At 65.9% G+C, this 15,969-nt stretch carries 15 protein-coding genes and 1 tRNA gene; 8 read left to right on the plus strand and 8 right to left on the minus strand.

Annotated elements, in window-relative coordinates:
* Positions 1 to 415: 415 nt before the first annotated feature.
* Together groL and groES are read right to left on the minus strand one after the other, a co-directional pair.
* The gene (groL, locus tag MWN34_RS16415; protein WP_247030401.1) at positions 416 to 2,056 is read right to left on the minus strand and encodes a chaperonin GroEL; all 1,641 of its coding nucleotides are present in this window, start codon (positions 2,054 to 2,056) and stop codon (positions 416 to 418) included.
* A 51-nt stretch (positions 2,057 to 2,107) separates the two neighbouring features.
* Positions 2,108 to 2,422 carry a co-chaperone GroES gene (gene groES, locus MWN34_RS16420; protein WP_247030402.1) on the minus strand — a complete coding sequence of 105 codons (315 nt, stop codon included), beginning with the start codon at positions 2,420 to 2,422 and terminating at the stop codon, positions 2,108 to 2,110.
* A gap of 358 nt (positions 2,423 to 2,780) precedes the next feature.
* Here groES and MWN34_RS16425 point away from each other — a divergent pair, with 358 nt between their 5' ends.
* From MWN34_RS16425 to MWN34_RS16435, 3 genes are all read left to right on the plus strand, one after another.
* Positions 2,781 to 3,104 (plus strand): usg protein, encoded by a 324-nt coding sequence (locus MWN34_RS16425; RefSeq protein ID WP_247030403.1) that lies wholly within the window; start codon positions 2,781 to 2,783, stop codon positions 3,102 to 3,104.
* Between the two features lie 160 nt (positions 3,105 to 3,264).
* Positions 3,265 to 3,867: an exopolysaccharide biosynthesis protein gene (locus MWN34_RS16430; RefSeq protein ID WP_343311941.1), complete on the plus strand. Its 603-nt coding sequence runs from the start codon at positions 3,265 to 3,267 to the stop codon at positions 3,865 to 3,867.
* A gap of 85 nt (positions 3,868 to 3,952) precedes the next feature.
* Complete coding sequence (locus MWN34_RS16435; protein ID WP_247030405.1) at positions 3,953 to 5,368, plus strand: DUF2235 domain-containing protein; 1,416 nt, start codon at positions 3,953 to 3,955, stop codon at positions 5,366 to 5,368.
* Between the two features lie 12 nt (positions 5,369 to 5,380).
* Here MWN34_RS16435 and MWN34_RS16440 read toward each other — a convergent pair whose 3' ends face one another.
* From MWN34_RS16440 to MWN34_RS16465, 6 genes are all read right to left on the minus strand, one after another.
* Positions 5,381 to 6,142, minus strand: a complete 762-nt coding sequence (locus MWN34_RS16440; protein WP_247030406.1) for an SDR family oxidoreductase — start codon at positions 6,140 to 6,142, stop codon at positions 5,381 to 5,383.
* 283 nt (positions 6,143 to 6,425) lie between these two features.
* A complete protein-coding gene (locus MWN34_RS16445) occupies positions 6,426 to 7,172 on the minus strand; it encodes a proteasome-type protease (protein WP_247030407.1) in 747 nt (248 codons plus the stop codon).
* 148 nt (positions 7,173 to 7,320) lie between these two features.
* The gene (locus MWN34_RS16450; protein ID WP_247030408.1) at positions 7,321 to 8,160 is read right to left on the minus strand and encodes a transglutaminase family protein; all 840 of its coding nucleotides are present in this window, start codon (positions 8,158 to 8,160) and stop codon (positions 7,321 to 7,323) included.
* Positions 8,161 to 8,265: 105 nt separating this feature from the next.
* Positions 8,266 to 9,210, minus strand: a complete 945-nt coding sequence (locus MWN34_RS16455) for an alpha-E domain-containing protein (protein WP_247030409.1) — start codon at positions 9,208 to 9,210, stop codon at positions 8,266 to 8,268.
* Between the two features lie 11 nt (positions 9,211 to 9,221).
* On the minus strand, positions 9,222 to 9,926 hold the full coding sequence (locus tag MWN34_RS16460; RefSeq protein ID WP_247030410.1) for a LysE family translocator: 705 nt from the start codon (positions 9,924 to 9,926) through the stop codon (positions 9,222 to 9,224).
* Between the two features lie 180 nt (positions 9,927 to 10,106).
* Positions 10,107 to 11,525, minus strand: coding sequence for a circularly permuted type 2 ATP-grasp protein (locus MWN34_RS16465; RefSeq protein ID WP_247030411.1), 1,419 nt, complete (start codon positions 11,523 to 11,525; stop codon positions 10,107 to 10,109).
* 217 nt (positions 11,526 to 11,742) lie between these two features.
* On the opposite strand from MWN34_RS16465, the gene MWN34_RS16470 reads away from it, so the two are divergent.
* The 5 genes from MWN34_RS16470 to MWN34_RS16490 all read left to right on the plus strand — a co-directional run bounded on the left by MWN34_RS16470 (position 11,743) and on the right by MWN34_RS16490 (position 15,657).
* Entirely contained in the window at positions 11,743 to 12,522 is a 780-nt protein-coding gene (locus MWN34_RS16470) for a competence/damage-inducible protein A (protein WP_247030412.1), read from the plus strand.
* A 129-nt stretch (positions 12,523 to 12,651) separates the two neighbouring features.
* Positions 12,652 to 13,158 (plus strand): xanthine phosphoribosyltransferase, encoded by a 507-nt coding sequence (gene gpt / locus MWN34_RS16475; protein ID WP_247030413.1) that lies wholly within the window; start codon positions 12,652 to 12,654, stop codon positions 13,156 to 13,158.
* Positions 13,159 to 13,248: 90 nt separating this feature from the next.
* Complete coding sequence (locus tag MWN34_RS16480) at positions 13,249 to 13,656, plus strand: DoxX family protein (RefSeq protein ID WP_247030414.1); 408 nt, start codon at positions 13,249 to 13,251, stop codon at positions 13,654 to 13,656.
* A gap of 114 nt (positions 13,657 to 13,770) precedes the next feature.
* Complete coding sequence (locus tag MWN34_RS16485; RefSeq protein ID WP_247030415.1) at positions 13,771 to 15,465, plus strand: formate--tetrahydrofolate ligase; 1,695 nt, start codon at positions 13,771 to 13,773, stop codon at positions 15,463 to 15,465.
* 105 nt (positions 15,466 to 15,570) lie between these two features.
* A tRNA-Leu gene (locus MWN34_RS16490) sits at positions 15,571 to 15,657 on the plus strand.
* Positions 15,658 to 15,969 lie beyond the last annotated feature (312 nt).

A 15,969-nucleotide genomic window follows, 5' to 3' on the forward strand; every position in this document is an offset into this window, starting at 1 on the left:
CCGGCGTGACCTTCTGAGGCGGGACGAGTGAGGGAAGGATGGCGCGAGGGGGGGCATATGTCAAGGAATATATTCCTAAAACAAATCTTCCGATGCGCGAGCAGCCGTTCGCGCGCCCCGAGACGCCGGAAGCCGGGCACCTGAGCTCCGGCTGGGCACCGCGTCCGATCCTTCACGATCCCGGCTCTGCGCTGCGCTCCGGCCGGGATCACGAGCATTCGTGTATGTTATTATAATACCGCCTTGCGCGAGCAAAAAAGGCGCGGCTTTCGCCGCGCCCTTCTGCATATCCGGCTTTGCCGGACTTCGATCAGAAGTCCATGCCGCCGATATTGCCGCCCATGCCGCCGCCCGCGAAGCCGGTTGTTGCCGGCTTCGATCTTGAGCGGGGAGCCGGGCGGCTCCTCTACGGACCTCAGAAGTCCATGCCGCCCATGCCGCCGCCCGGCATGGCCGGGGCTGCGGCGCCACCCTTCTTCGGCACCTCGGCGATCATCGCCTCGGTGGTGATGAGCAGCGAGGCGACCGACGCGGCGTTCTGAAGAGCCGAGCGCAGCACCTTGGTCGGGTCGATGACGCCGGCCTTGAACATGTCGACATACTCGCCGGTCTGCGAGTTGAAGCCATAGGCGTAGTCGTTCTGCTCAAGGATCTTGCCGACGATCAGCGAACCGTCTTCGCCCGCGTTCGACGCGATCTGGCGGGCCGGGGACTGGATCGCCTTGCGGACGATCTCGACGCCGGTCTTCTGGTCGGAGTTCTGGGTGGCGAGGCCTTCCAGCGCCTTCACCGAACGCAGCAGCGCAACGCCGCCGCCCGGCAGGACGCCTTCCTCGACCGCCGCGCGGGTGGCGTGCAGGGCATCGTCCACGCGGTCCTTCTTCTCCTTCACCTCGACCTCGGTCGCGCCGCCGACGCGGATCACCGCGACGCCACCCGCGAGCTTGGCCAGACGCTCCTGGAGCTTCTCACGGTCGTAGTCCGAGGTGGTCTCCTCGATCTGCGCCTTGATCTGCCCGATGCGGCCTTCGATGTCGGTCTTGGAGCCGGCGCCGTCGACGATCGTGGTGTTCTCCTTCTCGATCACGACCTTCTTGGCGCGGCCGAGCATGGCGAGGGTCACGGTGTCGAGCTTGATGCCGAGGTCGTCGGAGATCGCCTCGCCGCCGGTCAGGATCGCGATGTCCTGCAGCATGGCCTTGCGACGGTCACCGAAGCCGGGGGCCTTCACCGCCGCGACCTTCAGGCCGCCGCGCAGCTTGTTCACCACGAGGGTGGCAAGGGCTTCGCCCTCGACGTCCTCGGCGATGATCAGGAGCGGCTTGGAGGTCTGGACGACCGCCTCGAGAACCGGCAGCAGCTCCTGGAGGCCCGACAGCTTCTTCTCGTGGATGAGGATGTAGGGATCCTCGAACTCCACGCGCATCTTCTCGGCGTTGGTGATGAAGTAGGGGGAGAGGTAGCCGCGGTCGAACTGCATGCCCTCGACGACGTCGAGCTCGGTGTCGGCGGTCTTGGCTTCCTCGACCGTGATCACGCCCTCATTGCCGACCTTCTGCATCGCCTCGGCGAGGAACTTGCCGACATCGCTGTCGCCGTTCGCCGAAATGGTGCCGACCTGCGCGATCTCCTCGTTGGAGGTGACCTTCTTCGAGTTCTTCTTGAGGTCCGCCACGATGGCCTCGACCGCGAGGTCGATGCCGCGCTTCAGGTCCATCGGGTTCATGCCGGCGGCAACCGCCTTGGCGCCTTCCTTCACGATGGACTGGGCGAGCACGGTGGCGGTGGTGGTGCCGTCGCCGGCGAGGTCATTGGTCTTCGAGGCCACTTCGCGCACCATCTGGGCGCCCATGTTCTCGAACTTGTCCTCGAGCTCGATCTCCTTCGCCACGGACACGCCGTCCTTGGTGATGCGGGGAGCGCCGAAGCTCTTCTCGATCACGACGTTGCGACCCTTCGGGCCAAGCGTGACCTTCACCGCATTGGCGAGGATGTCGACGCCGCGCAGCATCTTGTCGCGCGCGTCGGAGGAGAATTTTACTTCCTTGGCAGCCATTTCAGTACTCCGGAGAAGCGTTCAGGGCTTCGTGTCGGTGAATGAGCGGGATCACGCGGCCTTCTGGGCGGTGTCGGTCGCCTCGAGGATGCCGAGGATGTCGGACTCCTTCATGATCAGGTAGTCGACGCCGTCGATCTTCACCTCGGTGCCCGACCACTTGCCGAACAGCACGCGGTCGCCGGCCTTCACGTCGAGCGGAAGGAGCTTGCCGGCCTCATCACGCGCACCCGGACCCGCGGCGACGACTTCGCCCTGCGAGGGCTTTTCCTTGGCGGTGTCGGGGATGATGATGCCGCCCGCGGTCTTCTGTTCTGCTTCGATCCGCTTGACGACGACGCGGTCATGCAGAGGACGGAATTTCATCGCATCTCTCCAGAATGTCTTGGTAAGGATCCAATAGCTTCCTTGCCGCGCCCTCGGGACCAAAAGGCTCTCGCTTTCGTGAGCAGCGCGACGCCGCGACATCTAGGCGGCACCCCCGGCAGCCGCAAGGGGGCGGGCGAAAATTTTTGGCAGTCAGGGGAAGTGAGTGCCAGCATGTGCCGGCCGAGGCACGTCAACCGAAAAGGCGCCGGCCATGCAAGCTGACAGCACTCTGTCATCCATGCTGCCAGTGCTTTGATATTGAACGAGAATTCCATTTTTTCAGCTTGCCGTCCCACGCATACTGAGCGAGCCTTTCACCAAGGCCGGATTCGTTTCCACGAGCGGGAGGACGGGCATGGTGCAGAAGGGCGGTGCCGGGCATGCAATGGCTGCGGGGGGCAACGCCCTCGCGGTGTCGCGGGACTTCGTGAAGCAGCTTGCGGGTTATGGGCTGACCACTGCCCACATCCTCTACCGGCTGCCCGACCACCCCTCGCTGCTGCAGACCTATCTCTGGCAGCATTACGATTTGTGCCCGCAATTTCCCGAGCTGAACCGCTTTCTCACGTTCTGGCGACGCGAGCTGGAGGGGCCGCTCCATTCGGTGACGGTGGCGCATTCGCGCCTCGTGAGTCCGGCGGAGCTGCGCGCCGTGGACGGCATCTTCCGGCTCAACTGAGCGGGTGGATTGCGTCGCCCTGCTGCGCCGCCACCTGCGCCCCGTCATCCCCATCCCCACGGGCGGCCCTCACCTTGCCGCGATTACCGTGCTATAGGGCGGACGCAACGGGGCGCCGGTCGGCTGTCCCCGCTTGGCAGACGGGGCATTGAGCAGCGACGTGGATCATCGCAGTCCTCGCACGTCCGAGCTTCTCTCGGCGATTGTGACGGCACATTCGGCGCAGCGGATTTCGCTCGGCGAACTCGTGCGCGCGCTGCGCAACCGTGCCTTCGGCTTGACGGTGCTGCTGTTCGGCATTCCCAATTGCCTGCCGATGCCGCCTGGCATTCCGGTGCTGTGCGGCTTGGTGCTGTGCCTCGTCGGGGTCCAGATGGCGCTGGGGCGCGACGAATTGTGGCTGCCGGGCTGGATGGCGCGGCGCACCCTCTCGCGCGATCTGCTGGAAAAGATCATCGGCCGCGCGCTGCCCTGGGTGAAGCGCTTCGAGGCCTATTCCAAGCCGCGCCACGCCTTCTTCTCCGGCGTCACGGCGCGCACCGTGGTCGGGCTCGTGGTCGTGGTGCTGGGGCTTCTGCTGATGCTGCCGATCCCGATCTTCGGCAATCTGCCGCCCGGGATCGCGGTGTGCATCCTCGGCCTCGGCCTCGTGGAGCGCGACGGTGCCTTCATCATCGCAGGCCTCTTCGCCTCGCTCGTCAGCCTCGGTGTAATGGGACTGCTGAGCTGGCTGCTGTTTCAGGGCGCGCTCGCGGTCTTCTGACGATGGCCACTCATCCGGCGGGGGCGTAAGGTTCGCGCGGGTGCGGGTTGGTGGATCTCGTTGGTGGATCTCGGGGGAGGTGTCCATGGGCGTGGCGGCGGCATGCGGGGCGCCTTCGACGCGGCGGCGTCTCATCCTGTGCCTCGACGGCACATGGAACGACGACAGGGGCCTGGCGATCACCAATGTCGTGCGGCTGCGCGATATGATCCAGCCCGGCATCCTCGACCAGGGCGACGGCTCTGCGCCCGTTGAGCAACGGATCTATTACGATCCCGGCGTGGGGACCGGATCCGATACGGTGGAAAAGCTGCTCGGCGGCTCGCTGGGCCTGGGGCTCGGCACCAATGTGCGACAGGCCTATCGCTTCCTGTGCCAGTTCTACGAGCCCGGCGACGAGATTCTTGTCTTCGGCTTTTCGCGCGGGGCGTTCACGGCGCGCAGCCTTGCCGGCTATATCGGCGCCAGCGGCCTGTTGCAGCGGGATCACTGCACGCCGGAGTTGGAAGCACGGAGCTGGGCCAATTATCGCACCGACCCGAAGAACCGCTTTCCGGCCGAGGGCGTGGCGCTGAGCGCGTTCTGCCATGACGAGGTGAAGGTCGCGCTCCTCGGGGTGTTCGATACGGTCGGCACGCTCGGTATTCCGCTCGAATACCTCAATGCCATCGGTCGCAGCCGGTTCCGGTTCCACGACACCCGGCTGTCTTCCGCCGTCTCGGTTTCGCTTCAGGCCCTCGCGGTCGACGAGAAGCGCTCGGCGTTTCCGCCGGCGCTCTGGGAGCGGCCCTTCCACGCCAACAACAAGGTGGTGGAGCAGGTCTGGTTTCCCGGCGTCCATTCGGACATCGGCGGAGGCTATGAGGATGGCGGCGTCGGGGCTGCGACCTTGCGCTGGATGCTCGATCGCATCGACGCTCTCGGCAGCGAGCACGGTTTCCGGCTGGTCCTGAGGCCGGGGGCGGTAGACACGCTCAAGCCGGATCCGGCGGCGAAGATCCATGAATCGCGGACGGGACTTCTCTACGCACGCGATCGGTCCCGCCCGCAGATCCGCGTCATCGCGCAGCAGCGGCCGAAAGACCCGGGAGAGGTGCGGCTCGCCGCGCTGGCGCCCCACGCCCGGCCGATCAACGAATATGTCCATCTCGGCGTGTTGCGGCGGATGGCAAAGGGCCTGGACGAGGACGGCAAGCCCTATGCCCCGCTCAACATGCAATGGCTGCTCGATGCGCTGTTTCCCTCGAATGATCCCGTCGAGGAGCGCCCGCCCATTCAGGTGGGCTTCATCGACGACAGGGGCCGTTGGCTCGACTGGATCGGCGACGAAGCGGCGTTCGATGAACTCGTCGATGCCCTGCCGGAGCGCTACCACGCGGCTGCGAAGCGGGAGCGCGCCATGCTGCGACGGCAGAGGCCCAGCCAGCGCCCGGACATATTGGGCGGGACGCCGCCCATGGCGCCGGTTCCCGCCGACACCCCGGAGACGCCACCGAGTTGACGGCGGTGTGCGTCAGCCGCGGCCGACGAGCGGCGCGTTGGTTGCCATCACCGTCATGAACAACACATTCGCGTCGAGCGGCAGGCTCGCCATATAGGCGACCGCGCGGCCGGCATGGGCGGCGTCGAAGGTCGGCTCGACCATGATCTGCCCGTTCGGCTGGGGAACACCGGTCTTCATGCCGGCGGTCATGTCGGTTTCGGCATTCCCGATGTCGATCTGCCCGCAGGCGATGGAATGGGCGCGTCCTTCCAGCGCGACCTGCCGGGTGAGGCCGGTCACCGCGTGCTTGGTCGCGGTGTAGGGCGCCGCATTGGGGCGCGGGGCGTGGGCGGAGATCGAGCCATTGTTGATGATGCGCCCGCCCTTGGGGTGCTGCGCCTTCATCAGCCGGATGGCGGCCTGCGTGCAGAGGAACACGCCGGTGAGGTTCACCGCGACCACCTGCTGCCAGATTTCAAACGGCACGTCCTCGATGGGGCGTGCCGGCGACCAGCCACCGGCATTGTTGAACAGCACGTCCAGCCGGCCGAAGCGCTGCGCCACCGCGGCGAACAGCGCGTCCACCGAGGCGGGATCACTCACATCAGCCGGCACCACGAGCGTATCGCCACCGATCTCGGCCGCGAGCGCCTGCAGCGGTTCGGGCCGACGTCCGGTCAGCACAAGGGTGAAGCCGGCCCCGGCGAGGGCAAGGGCGGTCGCCTTGCCGATGCCGGTGCCGGCACCCGTAACGAGGGCAATGCGCGGGGAGGGGGTGGCGGCCTGGTTCATTGGCGTTTCCTCGGCTGTGCGGACGAGAGGGAAGGGCCCGTGGGAACTTACCGGCAACATCCGACGTTATTCTGGCAGAAGACAGTCATTCTCTTCGAAAGGACCGGAAAATGCCCGCTATCCTAATGTGGCTTATCGGTATTCCGATTCCGATCATCATCATTCTCTACTTGCTGACCTGATGGTATCTGCCATCCGCGCAAGCGAGACGGAAAGAAAGCCCGGGCGACGCTGCGTTGCTCGGGCTTTCTTCGTATCAGATCACCTGTCGATTACCTGAGCTCTATTTGCCTCGCCCGTAAGGCGGGCGGGGGATCGACATATGCGCGGCGCGCAGCGCGGCCGACCAGCGCTCGCGCAGGTCGTGGAAATAGGGCTCCCCGGGCTCGATCCGATGAACCAGTTCGGACTGGGCCGCATCCCGGCGCGCCACCAGCACGTCGATCGGCATGCCGACACCGATATTGGAGCGCATGGTCGAATCCATCGAGACCAGACCCGATTTCATCGCATCGTAGAGGTCGATGTCGTAGGTGATGGAGCGGTCCAGCACCGGCTTGCCGTATTTATGCTCGCCGATCTGAAGGAAGGGGGTGTCGCTGGTGCACTCGATGAAGTTGCCGGCCGCATACATCATGAACAGCCGCATCCGCCCGCCATTCACCTGTCCGCCGAACAGGAAGGACACGTCGAACCGGATATCGGATTCCTTGAGACCCTCGCCGTAAAGCTTGTGGACGTGGCGGATTGCGGCACCGACCAGCTCAGCCCCGCGGAACATGCTGCTGACCTCGGACAGCGTCCTCTTCTCGCCGGTTTCGGGATCTTCGAGGCCCTCCTGCAGGGTCGAGATCACCGCTTGCGAGATGGAGAGATTGCCCGCGGTGGCGAGCGCCATCACGTGCCGGCCCGGCTCTTCGAAAATGTGGAGCTTGCGGAAGGTGGACACGTTGTCGAGACCGGCATTGGTGCGGGTATCCGCGATCATCACCAGTCCGTCGCGAACGAGGATACCGCAGCAATAGGTCATCGGCGCACGCCCCAGTTTCTTGCCAGTGTCTTGAGTCCGGCGCCCTTATAGCGCGGTTTCGCGACGGGAAACCGCGCGGCCCGGAATTTCGTCGGCGCACCCTCCTCTGCGCGACGTTGCGACGCGGCAGCGGTGGCCGGAAAATGGCTCAGCCCTGGACCTGCCGGCTCGACTGGTCCACGGTGAGCGCAACGGAAAGCTTTTCCTCGCCGCCGCCATAGCGATTGCCGCGCACGGGCGCGGCGCCGAGATAGTCCAGCCCGGTCGCTACGCGCACATAGGCGTCGGTCGGGCACAGGCAGTTGGCGGCGTCGAAGCCGATCCAGCCGAGGCCGTCGACATAAGCCTCCGCCCAGGCATGCCCGGCCTGGTGGCCGGCATCGCTGCCATCCTCCGCCCCGTCGCCGACCAGGTAGCCGCTGACATAGCGCGCCGGTATGCCGAGCTGCCGGGCAGCGCCGGTAAAGATGTGCGCGAAGTCCTGGCACACGCCCCGCTTCAGCTCGAACGCCTCCACCGCCGTGGTCGATGCGTGCGTGGGGTCGGGATCATAGGTCATCGCGTCGCCCAACGCGCCCATCAGCGTGTGCAGGCGCTCGAGGCGGTCCACCCCGGCATCGCCGGCGGCCTCCATGGCGAAGGCGCGGATGGCTTCGCTGGTCTCGGTCAGTTCGGTCTGGCGCAGGAAGAGCGAGGGGTGAAAGCGCTCCACCGTGCCGCGCACCACGCCGGAGGTGTCCTGCGTCTCGACCTCGCCCTCCACCAGTACCCGCAATTCCTCGATCGGGCCATCGATCGCGAAGGTGTGGGTGATGTTGCCGAAGGCGTCGTCATGGGCCTGCAGCCGGCAACTCTCGGACACGTCGATGCGCCAGGCGACGACATATTGCCCGTCATGATTGCGCGGGGTGAGCCGCAGGATCTGGATGGCGCCATGCGCCGGCGGATCGTAGCGGTAGATCGTCTGATGGTTCACGCGGATGCGCATGAGGAGGCACCTTGGCCCGAGGATGCGGCAGGTTCGTTGCCTCCGATCCCGCAGGTCGGAGGCGGGTCTCTTCGAGAGGTGCGTTCAGCCGGGTGCGGGGTTCTCCTACAGCAGATATTGCTCGGTGATGGCGCCGCCGAGGCGGTTGTTGTCGGTGATGAAGGCGTCGATGTACTCGTGCAGGCCCATCTGGAACACGTCGTCCATCCGGCTGTTGCCGAGCTTGGTCAGGCTGGTGCGGGCAAGGCGCTGGGAGGCGCCCTGACGGCCGTAATAGGCCGCCAGATCATCGAGATAGCGCGAGATGTTCTGGTAGCAACTGGTGAGCGAGCGCGGCATCTGCGCATTGAGGATGAGCAGGTCCGCCACCAGCCAGGGCTTCACGCTCTCGCGATAGACCCAGTGGAAGGAGGTCAGTGCCGAGACCGAGCGCAGGATCGAGGCCCACTGGAAATAGTCGAGCGGTCCACCGACATGCTCCTGCTCCGGCAGCAGCACGTGATATTTCACATCGAGGATGCGGGCGGTGTTGTCGGCGCGCTCGACATACATGCCCACCCGCGAGAACCAGAACGCGTCGTTGCGCAGCATGGTGCGGTAGGCGGCGCCATCGAAGCGCAGCGAGGTCTCCTTCACGAAGGAGAGGAAGCGGGCCAGCTCCTCGCGGGTCATGCTCTTGGTGGAGTAGCGCTTCAGCTCCAGCCAGGCGGAGTTGATGGTCTCCCACATCTCGATGGTGAGGGCAGTGCGCACCGAGCGGGCATTGGTGCGGGCGATCTCGAAGCAGTTGCGGATCGAGGAGGGATTCTCCGGCGCGAAGGCGAGGAAGGCGACCACATTCGCCTCGTTCACCTCGTCGCCGTGGACCTGCTTGAACAGCTCGTCGCAGCCTGCGGTCAGCAGAGCGGAGGTCCACTCATTGGTCGAGCCGCCATAGGCGGCGGGAAGCTGCGCGAGCCGCTGGGTCACGTCGAGAATGCGGGCGAGGCACTCCGCGCGCTCCATGTAGCGGGCGAGCCAGTAGAGATTGTCGGCGGTGCGAGAGAGCATGGGATTCCAGTCTATTTGGCGTGACGCCACGCAAGGGTCGCGACCCCGGCGCCGATCAGGAGCGACCCTCCCGCGCGGTTCAGAACGCCAAGGGCGCGATCCCGCGACGCGCTGTCGCGCGCGAGCCGCCCCCTCAGCCGACCGGCGGCAAGGGCATAGGCAAAGGCATTCAGGCTGGCGAGGACGAGGAAGGTGGCCTCGAACAGGACCATCTGGGAGATGAGGTTTCGCGTCGGGTCGAGGAACTGCGGCAGGAAGGCGATGAAGAAGGTGAGGCTCTTGGGGTTCAGCGCGGTCACCAGCCAGGCATGCGCCATCATGGCGAGCGGTCTCTGCGAGGTCCGGCTCGCGGGGATCGCGGCGGTGCCCGCCGAGCGCCAGAGCTTGATGCCGAGCCAGATGAGATAGGCCGCGCCGACCCATTTCAGCCCGGTGAACAGGGCCGCCGAGGTCGCCAGCAGTGCCCCGAGGCCGAGCATGGACAGCGTCATGGCGGTGAAGTCGCCAAGCGCGACGCCGGCCGCCACGGGAAAGGCGACGCGGCGCCCCTGACCGAGCGCATAGGAGACGACCAGCAGGATGGTGGGGCCGGGGATGACGAGCAGCACGGCCGAGGCCGCCGTGAAGGCGAGCCAGTTCACCAGTCCCGGCGGCAGGCTCGATGCGGCACCGCCGGCGAGTTCCGCCAGCTGGACCAGCGATGTGTCGAACGGCATCTGATCCCCCTCAGTCCCAGTTGCCTCAACCTGTCAGCGCGGTGCGGAATCCGCTCCGGCGATGTTCATGGCGTCGCCGACGGGCAAAAGCGGGACGGTTCCGGCTCCGCCCGCTCCCGCGCCTCTCCGGCACGCCTCGTTTTCGATGCCCGGCTCATCCGGGCGCCGGTCATCACGGCTTCAGTCATCGAGCACCCATGTGTCCTTGGTGCCGCCGCCCTGGCTGGAGTTCACCACCAGCGAGCCGGCCTGCAACGCGACGCGGGTGAGGCCGCCCGGCACGATGCGGGTGCGGTCCGCGCCCGTGAGCACGAAGGGCCGCAGGTCGACATGGCGCGGCGCGATGCCCTCGTCCACGAAGGTCGGGCAGGTGGAGAGCGCCAGCGTCGGCTGGGCGATGAAGTTGCCCGGATCCTGCTTCAGTTTTGCGCGGAACAGCTCGATCTGTGCCTTGTCGGCGCGCGGGCCGATCAGCATGCCATAGCCGCCGGAGCCGTGGACTTCCTTCACCACCAGCTCGTTCAGGTGGTCGAGGACGTATTTCAGGTGGTCGGCCTCGCGGCAGCGCCAGGTCGGCACATTCTTCAGCAGCGGCTCCTCGCCGAGATAGAACTTAACGATCTCCGGCATGTAGCTGTAGACGGCCTTGTCGTCGGCGACGCCGGTTCCGACCGCGTTGGTGAGCGTGACGTTTCCGGCGTGATAGGCGCTCATCAGCCCCGGCACGCCGAGCACGCTGTCCGGCCGGAAGGCGAGAGGGTCGATGAAATCGTCGTCCAGCCGGCGATAGATCACGTCGACCCGCTTCGGCCCCTCGGTCGTGCGCATGTAGACGACGTCGTTCTTGATGAAGAGATCGCGTCCCTCCACCAGCTCGACACCCAGCCGGTCGGCGAGGAAGGAGTGTTCGTAATAGGCCGAATTGTAGATGCCGGGGGTCAGCACCACTACGACGGGGTCGTTGCTGGAGGTGGCGGGGGCGAGCGATTTCAGCGTCGCCAGCAATTCGTCGGTATAGTTCTCCACCGGGGCGACGCGGTTGTCGGCGAACAACTCCGGGAAGAGCCGCATCATGATCTCGCGGTCTTCCAGCATGTAGGAGACGCCGGAGGGCGTGCGGGCATTGTCTTCCAGCACGTAGAACGTATCGGCGTCGATGCGCACCACGTCGATGCCGGCGATGTGCACATAAAGGTCGTGCGGCACCTTCTGGCCATTCATCTCCGGGCGGAAGGCCGGGTTCTGGTAGACCAGATCCTCCGGCACGATGCCGGCGCGCAGGATCTCGCGTTTCGAATAGATGTCGCGCAGGTAGAGGTTCAGGGCCTTCACCCGCTGCTCGAGCCCGCGCGAGAGCCGCTGCCATTCCAGATTGGTGAGGATGCGCGGGATGATGTCGAACGGAATCAGCCGCTCCTGCGCATCGCTGTCGCCATAGACCGCGAAGGTGATGCCGATGCGGCGGAAAATGAACTCGGCTTCCTTGCGGCGATAATCGAGGACGTCCGGCGGGACCTCTTTGAGCCAGCGGGACAGGGCGGCATAGGCTGGACGGATCGAACCGTCCGGATTGGTCATTTCATCGAACGCCACGGTCATCGCTGCGCTTCTACTCCCCTGCTGGCTCACGTTAGCTACAAACCGCGTGCCAGAGGAAGAGGGCGTGCAAAGGACCAGCACCAAAATGACGTCCGGCGGTGCGAAACGGTGGCGGGTGCCTATTGTTGAGGCGCCCTGCCGCTCCGGGCGGCGTGGCTTGCGTTGATTCGCGGCGTCGCTATTGCATGGTTCGGCGCAGCACGCGGGAGGAATCGGGATGGCAGACGAAATGACCAAGGGCGAGGCGCCGCAGCCCGGCGTGGTGACGGCGGCCCTCCTCGTCATCGGCGACGAGATTCTGTCCGGCCGCACCAAGGACCGGAACATCGGCTATATCGCGGACTACCTCACGGCCATCGGCATCGACCTCGCCGAGGTGCGCATCGTGCCGGATATCGAGGCCGAGATCGTGGGAGCGGTGAACGCTCTGCGCGCGCGCTACACCTATGTGTTCACCACCGGCGGCATCGGGCCGACCCATGACGACATCACCGCCGATTCCATCGCCAAGGCGTTCGGCGTGGGAATCGACGTGAACCCGCAGGCGCGTGCCATGCTGCTGGAGCGCATCCCCGAGGCCGATCTCAATGAGGCCCGGCTGCGCATGGCGCGGATTCCCGATGGCGCGACTCTTGTGGTGAACAAGGTGTCCAAGGCGCCGGGGTTCCGCATCGGCAATGTCATCGTGATGGCCGGCGTGCCCACCATCATGCAGGCGATGCTGGACGAGGTGGCCCCGCAACTCGCCACCGGCGCGCGGATGCTCTCCGAAACCGTGCCGGCCAATGCGAAGGAAGGCGACATCGGCGGCCCGCTTGCGGCGATCGCGGCGGCCTTCCCGGATGTCTCCATCGGCAGCTACCCCTTCATCGCCGATGACGGGAGGCCGAACGCCAATCTGGTGGTGCGCGCCCGCGATCCTGAGCGGCTGGCCGCGGCGACCGCGGCAGTGCGTGCCATGGTCGCCGAGGAGGCACGGCGGCAAGGGCGATCCTGAGCTGCCTTGAAACGGCGGCAGGGCGATCCCGAGTCGCCCGCATCCGCGTTTCGCGTCGCAAAACACGTTCAACTCGCGCGAGAACTCATCTAAAGCTGCGCGCTCGATCAATCCTGGATGTGCCCGCCAATGTCCGATCCTCGCCAGCAGAAGGCCTTTCCCGTCTCCTGGGACCAGTTCCACCGCGATGCGCGCGCCCTTGCCTGGCGGCTGGCGGGGGCGGGGCCGTTCGAGGGGATCGTCTGCATCACCCGCGGCGGGCTGGTGCCGGCGGCGATCGTCGCGCGCGAACTCGGCACGCGGCTGATCGAGACGGTCTGCATCGCGAGCTATCACGACTACCAGACCCAGGGCGACATGCAGGTGCTGAAGCCCATCGCCGAGCGCGTGCTCGCCATCGCCGGCGAGGGCGGGCAGGGGCTGCTCGTGATCGATGATCTGGTGGATTCCGGCAAGACCGCGCGCCTCGTGCGCGACATGGTGCCGAAGGCGCATTTCGCGACCGTCTACGCCAAGCCGCTCGGCCGGCCGGTGATCGACACCTTCATCACCGAGGTGAGCCAGGACACCTGGATCTACTTCCCCTGGGACATGGGCCTGAGCTTCCAGCCGCCGATCCGCGACGGCGTGGCCTGAGCGGCCCATCCTCTCGATTTTCCACCTGGAATAGCTTAGTACCGCACGTCCGCATCCTGTGGGCGACAGGCCTTTCCGGGGGGAATGACCATGGCCGCCGTCGTCTCGACCATTCTACGTTCATCCATCACCGCATTCATCGGCCGGCTGCTGCTGGTCTTCATGTTTCTCGGTAGCGGCATCTCCAAGGCGCTCGACTTCACCGCCGCGCAGGCCGAGATGGCGCATTTCGGGCTGCATCCGCCGGCGGTGTTCGCGGTGCTGACGATCATCACCCAACTCGCCGGATCGGTGCTGATCCTCCTCAACCGCGCCACATGGCTCGCGGCGGGGGCGCTGGCCGTCTTCACCGCGCTGACCATCCCGATCGTCCACCATTTCTGGACCATGCAGGGCGACGAGGCGCAGATCGAATTCTACTTCTTCGTCGAGCATCTGGCGGTCATCGGCGGCATGATCCTCGTCGCCTGCCTCGCGGAGCGCACGCGCGCCGCGTAAGGCCTGTCCCTGAGCGAGGCCTGCACGGAGTGATGCGTACTCCCGTAGCCGCTCTTGAAACGCGCCATGCGGAGCGGCTATCGAGGGGACTCATACGGTGAGGGACGGCATATCATGCAGCGCGCGGCGCGGACCATCGACCCCAACAGCGACGCCGCCATCGCGGCCTCGGTGACGCCGAGGCCCATCGCAGAGATCGCCGGGAGCCTGGGAATCGCGGATGCGGACCTCTATCGCTACGGCCCCTTCAAGGGAAAGGTCGCGCTCGCACTCGCCCAGAAGGCGGAGGCCGATCCGCGCGGCAAGCTGATTCTGGTCACCGCCATCAACCCGACCCCGGCGGGCGAGGGCAAGACCACCACGACCATCGGCCTTGGCGACGCGCTGGCCCGTGCCGGAAAGAAGACCGCGATCGCGCTGCGCGAGCCGAGCCTCGGGCCGGTCTTCGGGGCGAAGGGCGGGGCCACCGGCGGCGGACGCGCGCAGGTGATCCCCATGGACGAGATCAACCTGCATTTCACCGGTGATTTCCACGCCATCACCGCCGCGCACAATCTGCTCGCCGCTGCGATCGACAACCACGTCTATTGGGGCAATGCGCTCGATATCGACGTGCGCCGCGTCTCCTGGCGGCGCGTGGTGGACCTGAACGACCGCGCGCTGCGCAAGGTGACCGTCGGCCTCGGCGGGCCGGGCAACGGCTTCCCGCGCGAAGACGGTTTCGACATCACGGTGGCGAGCGAGGTCATGGCGATCTTCTGCCTCGCCCGCTCGCTGGTCGACCTCGAGGAGCGGCTCGGCCGCATCGTGGTGGCGCAGACCTTCGCCCGCACGCCGATCACCGCCGCCGACCTGAAGGTGACGGGTGCCATGACGGCGCTGCTGCGCGACGCCTTCCAGCCCAATCTGGTGCAGACGCTGGAAGGCACGCCGGTGTTGATCCATGGCGGGCCCTTCGCCAACATCGCCCATGGCTGCAATTCGGTGATCGCTACCCGCGCCGCGCTCGGCCTTGCCGACTACGTGGTGACGGAAGCCGGTTTCGGCGCAGATCTCGGGGCCGAGAAGTTCCTCGACATCAAGTGCCGGCAGGCGAATCTCAGACCGTCCGCGGTCGTGGTGGTGGCGACCGTGCGTGCGCTGAAGATGCATGGCGGCGTCGCCCAGAAGGATCTCGGCATGGAGAACATCGCCGCGGTGAGCGCAGGAGCCGCCAATCTGCGCCGGCATCTGGAGAACATGGCGACATTCGGCCTGCCGGCGGTGGTCGCCATCAACCGCTTCACGTCCGACACGCCGGCCGAGATTGCGGCGGTCGAGGAGGCGTGCCGGGCGGTCGGGGCGCGGGTGCATCTGTGCTCGCACTGGGCGCAGGGCGGCGCCGGAGCGGCGGAACTCGCCGAAACCGTCATAGAACTCGCCGGGCAGCCCTCCGGCTATCGCCCGCTTTACGCCGACGAGCTTTCGCTGGCCGAGAAGATCGAGACGGTGGCGCGGCGCATCTATCGCGCCGGCTCGGTGGTGTTCGATCCCGCGGCGTTGGCCCGGCTCGCCGAGTTCGAGGCACGCGGCTATGGCGGACTTCCGGTCTGCATGGCCAAGACACCCTACAGCTTCACCGCCGACCCCACGCTGCGCGGCGCGCCGGAAGGCTTCATTCTGCCTGTGCGGGAGGTGCGGCTCTCCGCCGGCGCCGGCTTCGTGGTGGCATTGTGCGGCGACGTGATGACCATGCCGGGCCTGCCCCGCACCCCTGCGGCCGAGAACATCCATGTCGACGAGGCCGGCGCGATCTGGGGACTGTTCTGAGAGACGGCCGCTGCGGCGCGAGATGTTGTGTCGCGCCGCAGGCGGATGGGCGTTACGGATGAGAAAATGACAATATCCTGCACGCCAGTTCGTCCGGCGGTCAGGGCGGACGTGGCGAAACTGGTAGCCGCACGAGACTTAAAATCTTGCGCCTTCAAAGGCTTACGGGTTCGAGTCCCGTCGTCCGCACCAATTAAAATTCGTGAATTATCTCAAATATTTAGATTGGTGTTTCGACTAAATTCCGGGAGAAATTCCGGAGGAACGAAGGGATATTTGTTCTCTTTTCATTCTAATCGAATCAGTAAGCCCTTCAACTGGGAGGGCTCGACGATGGTTCAACGATCCAAGCGCAGCTGCGCCAGTTCCATACAAAGGTGCGGTGCTCGCCGGCAGGGCTCCTATTGGGACGACGCTGTACCTCTCGCTCGATTGCCTCAATTACGGTTGCATCCTCACCGATATGCAACTCAATTTCGCCATTCATAAGGTCGCGTATGAGCG

Origin of the sequence: Ancylobacter crimeensis (assembly GCF_023016805.1) — a bacterium.
Lineage (GTDB): Bacteria > Pseudomonadota > Alphaproteobacteria > Rhizobiales > Xanthobacteraceae > Ancylobacter > Ancylobacter crimeensis.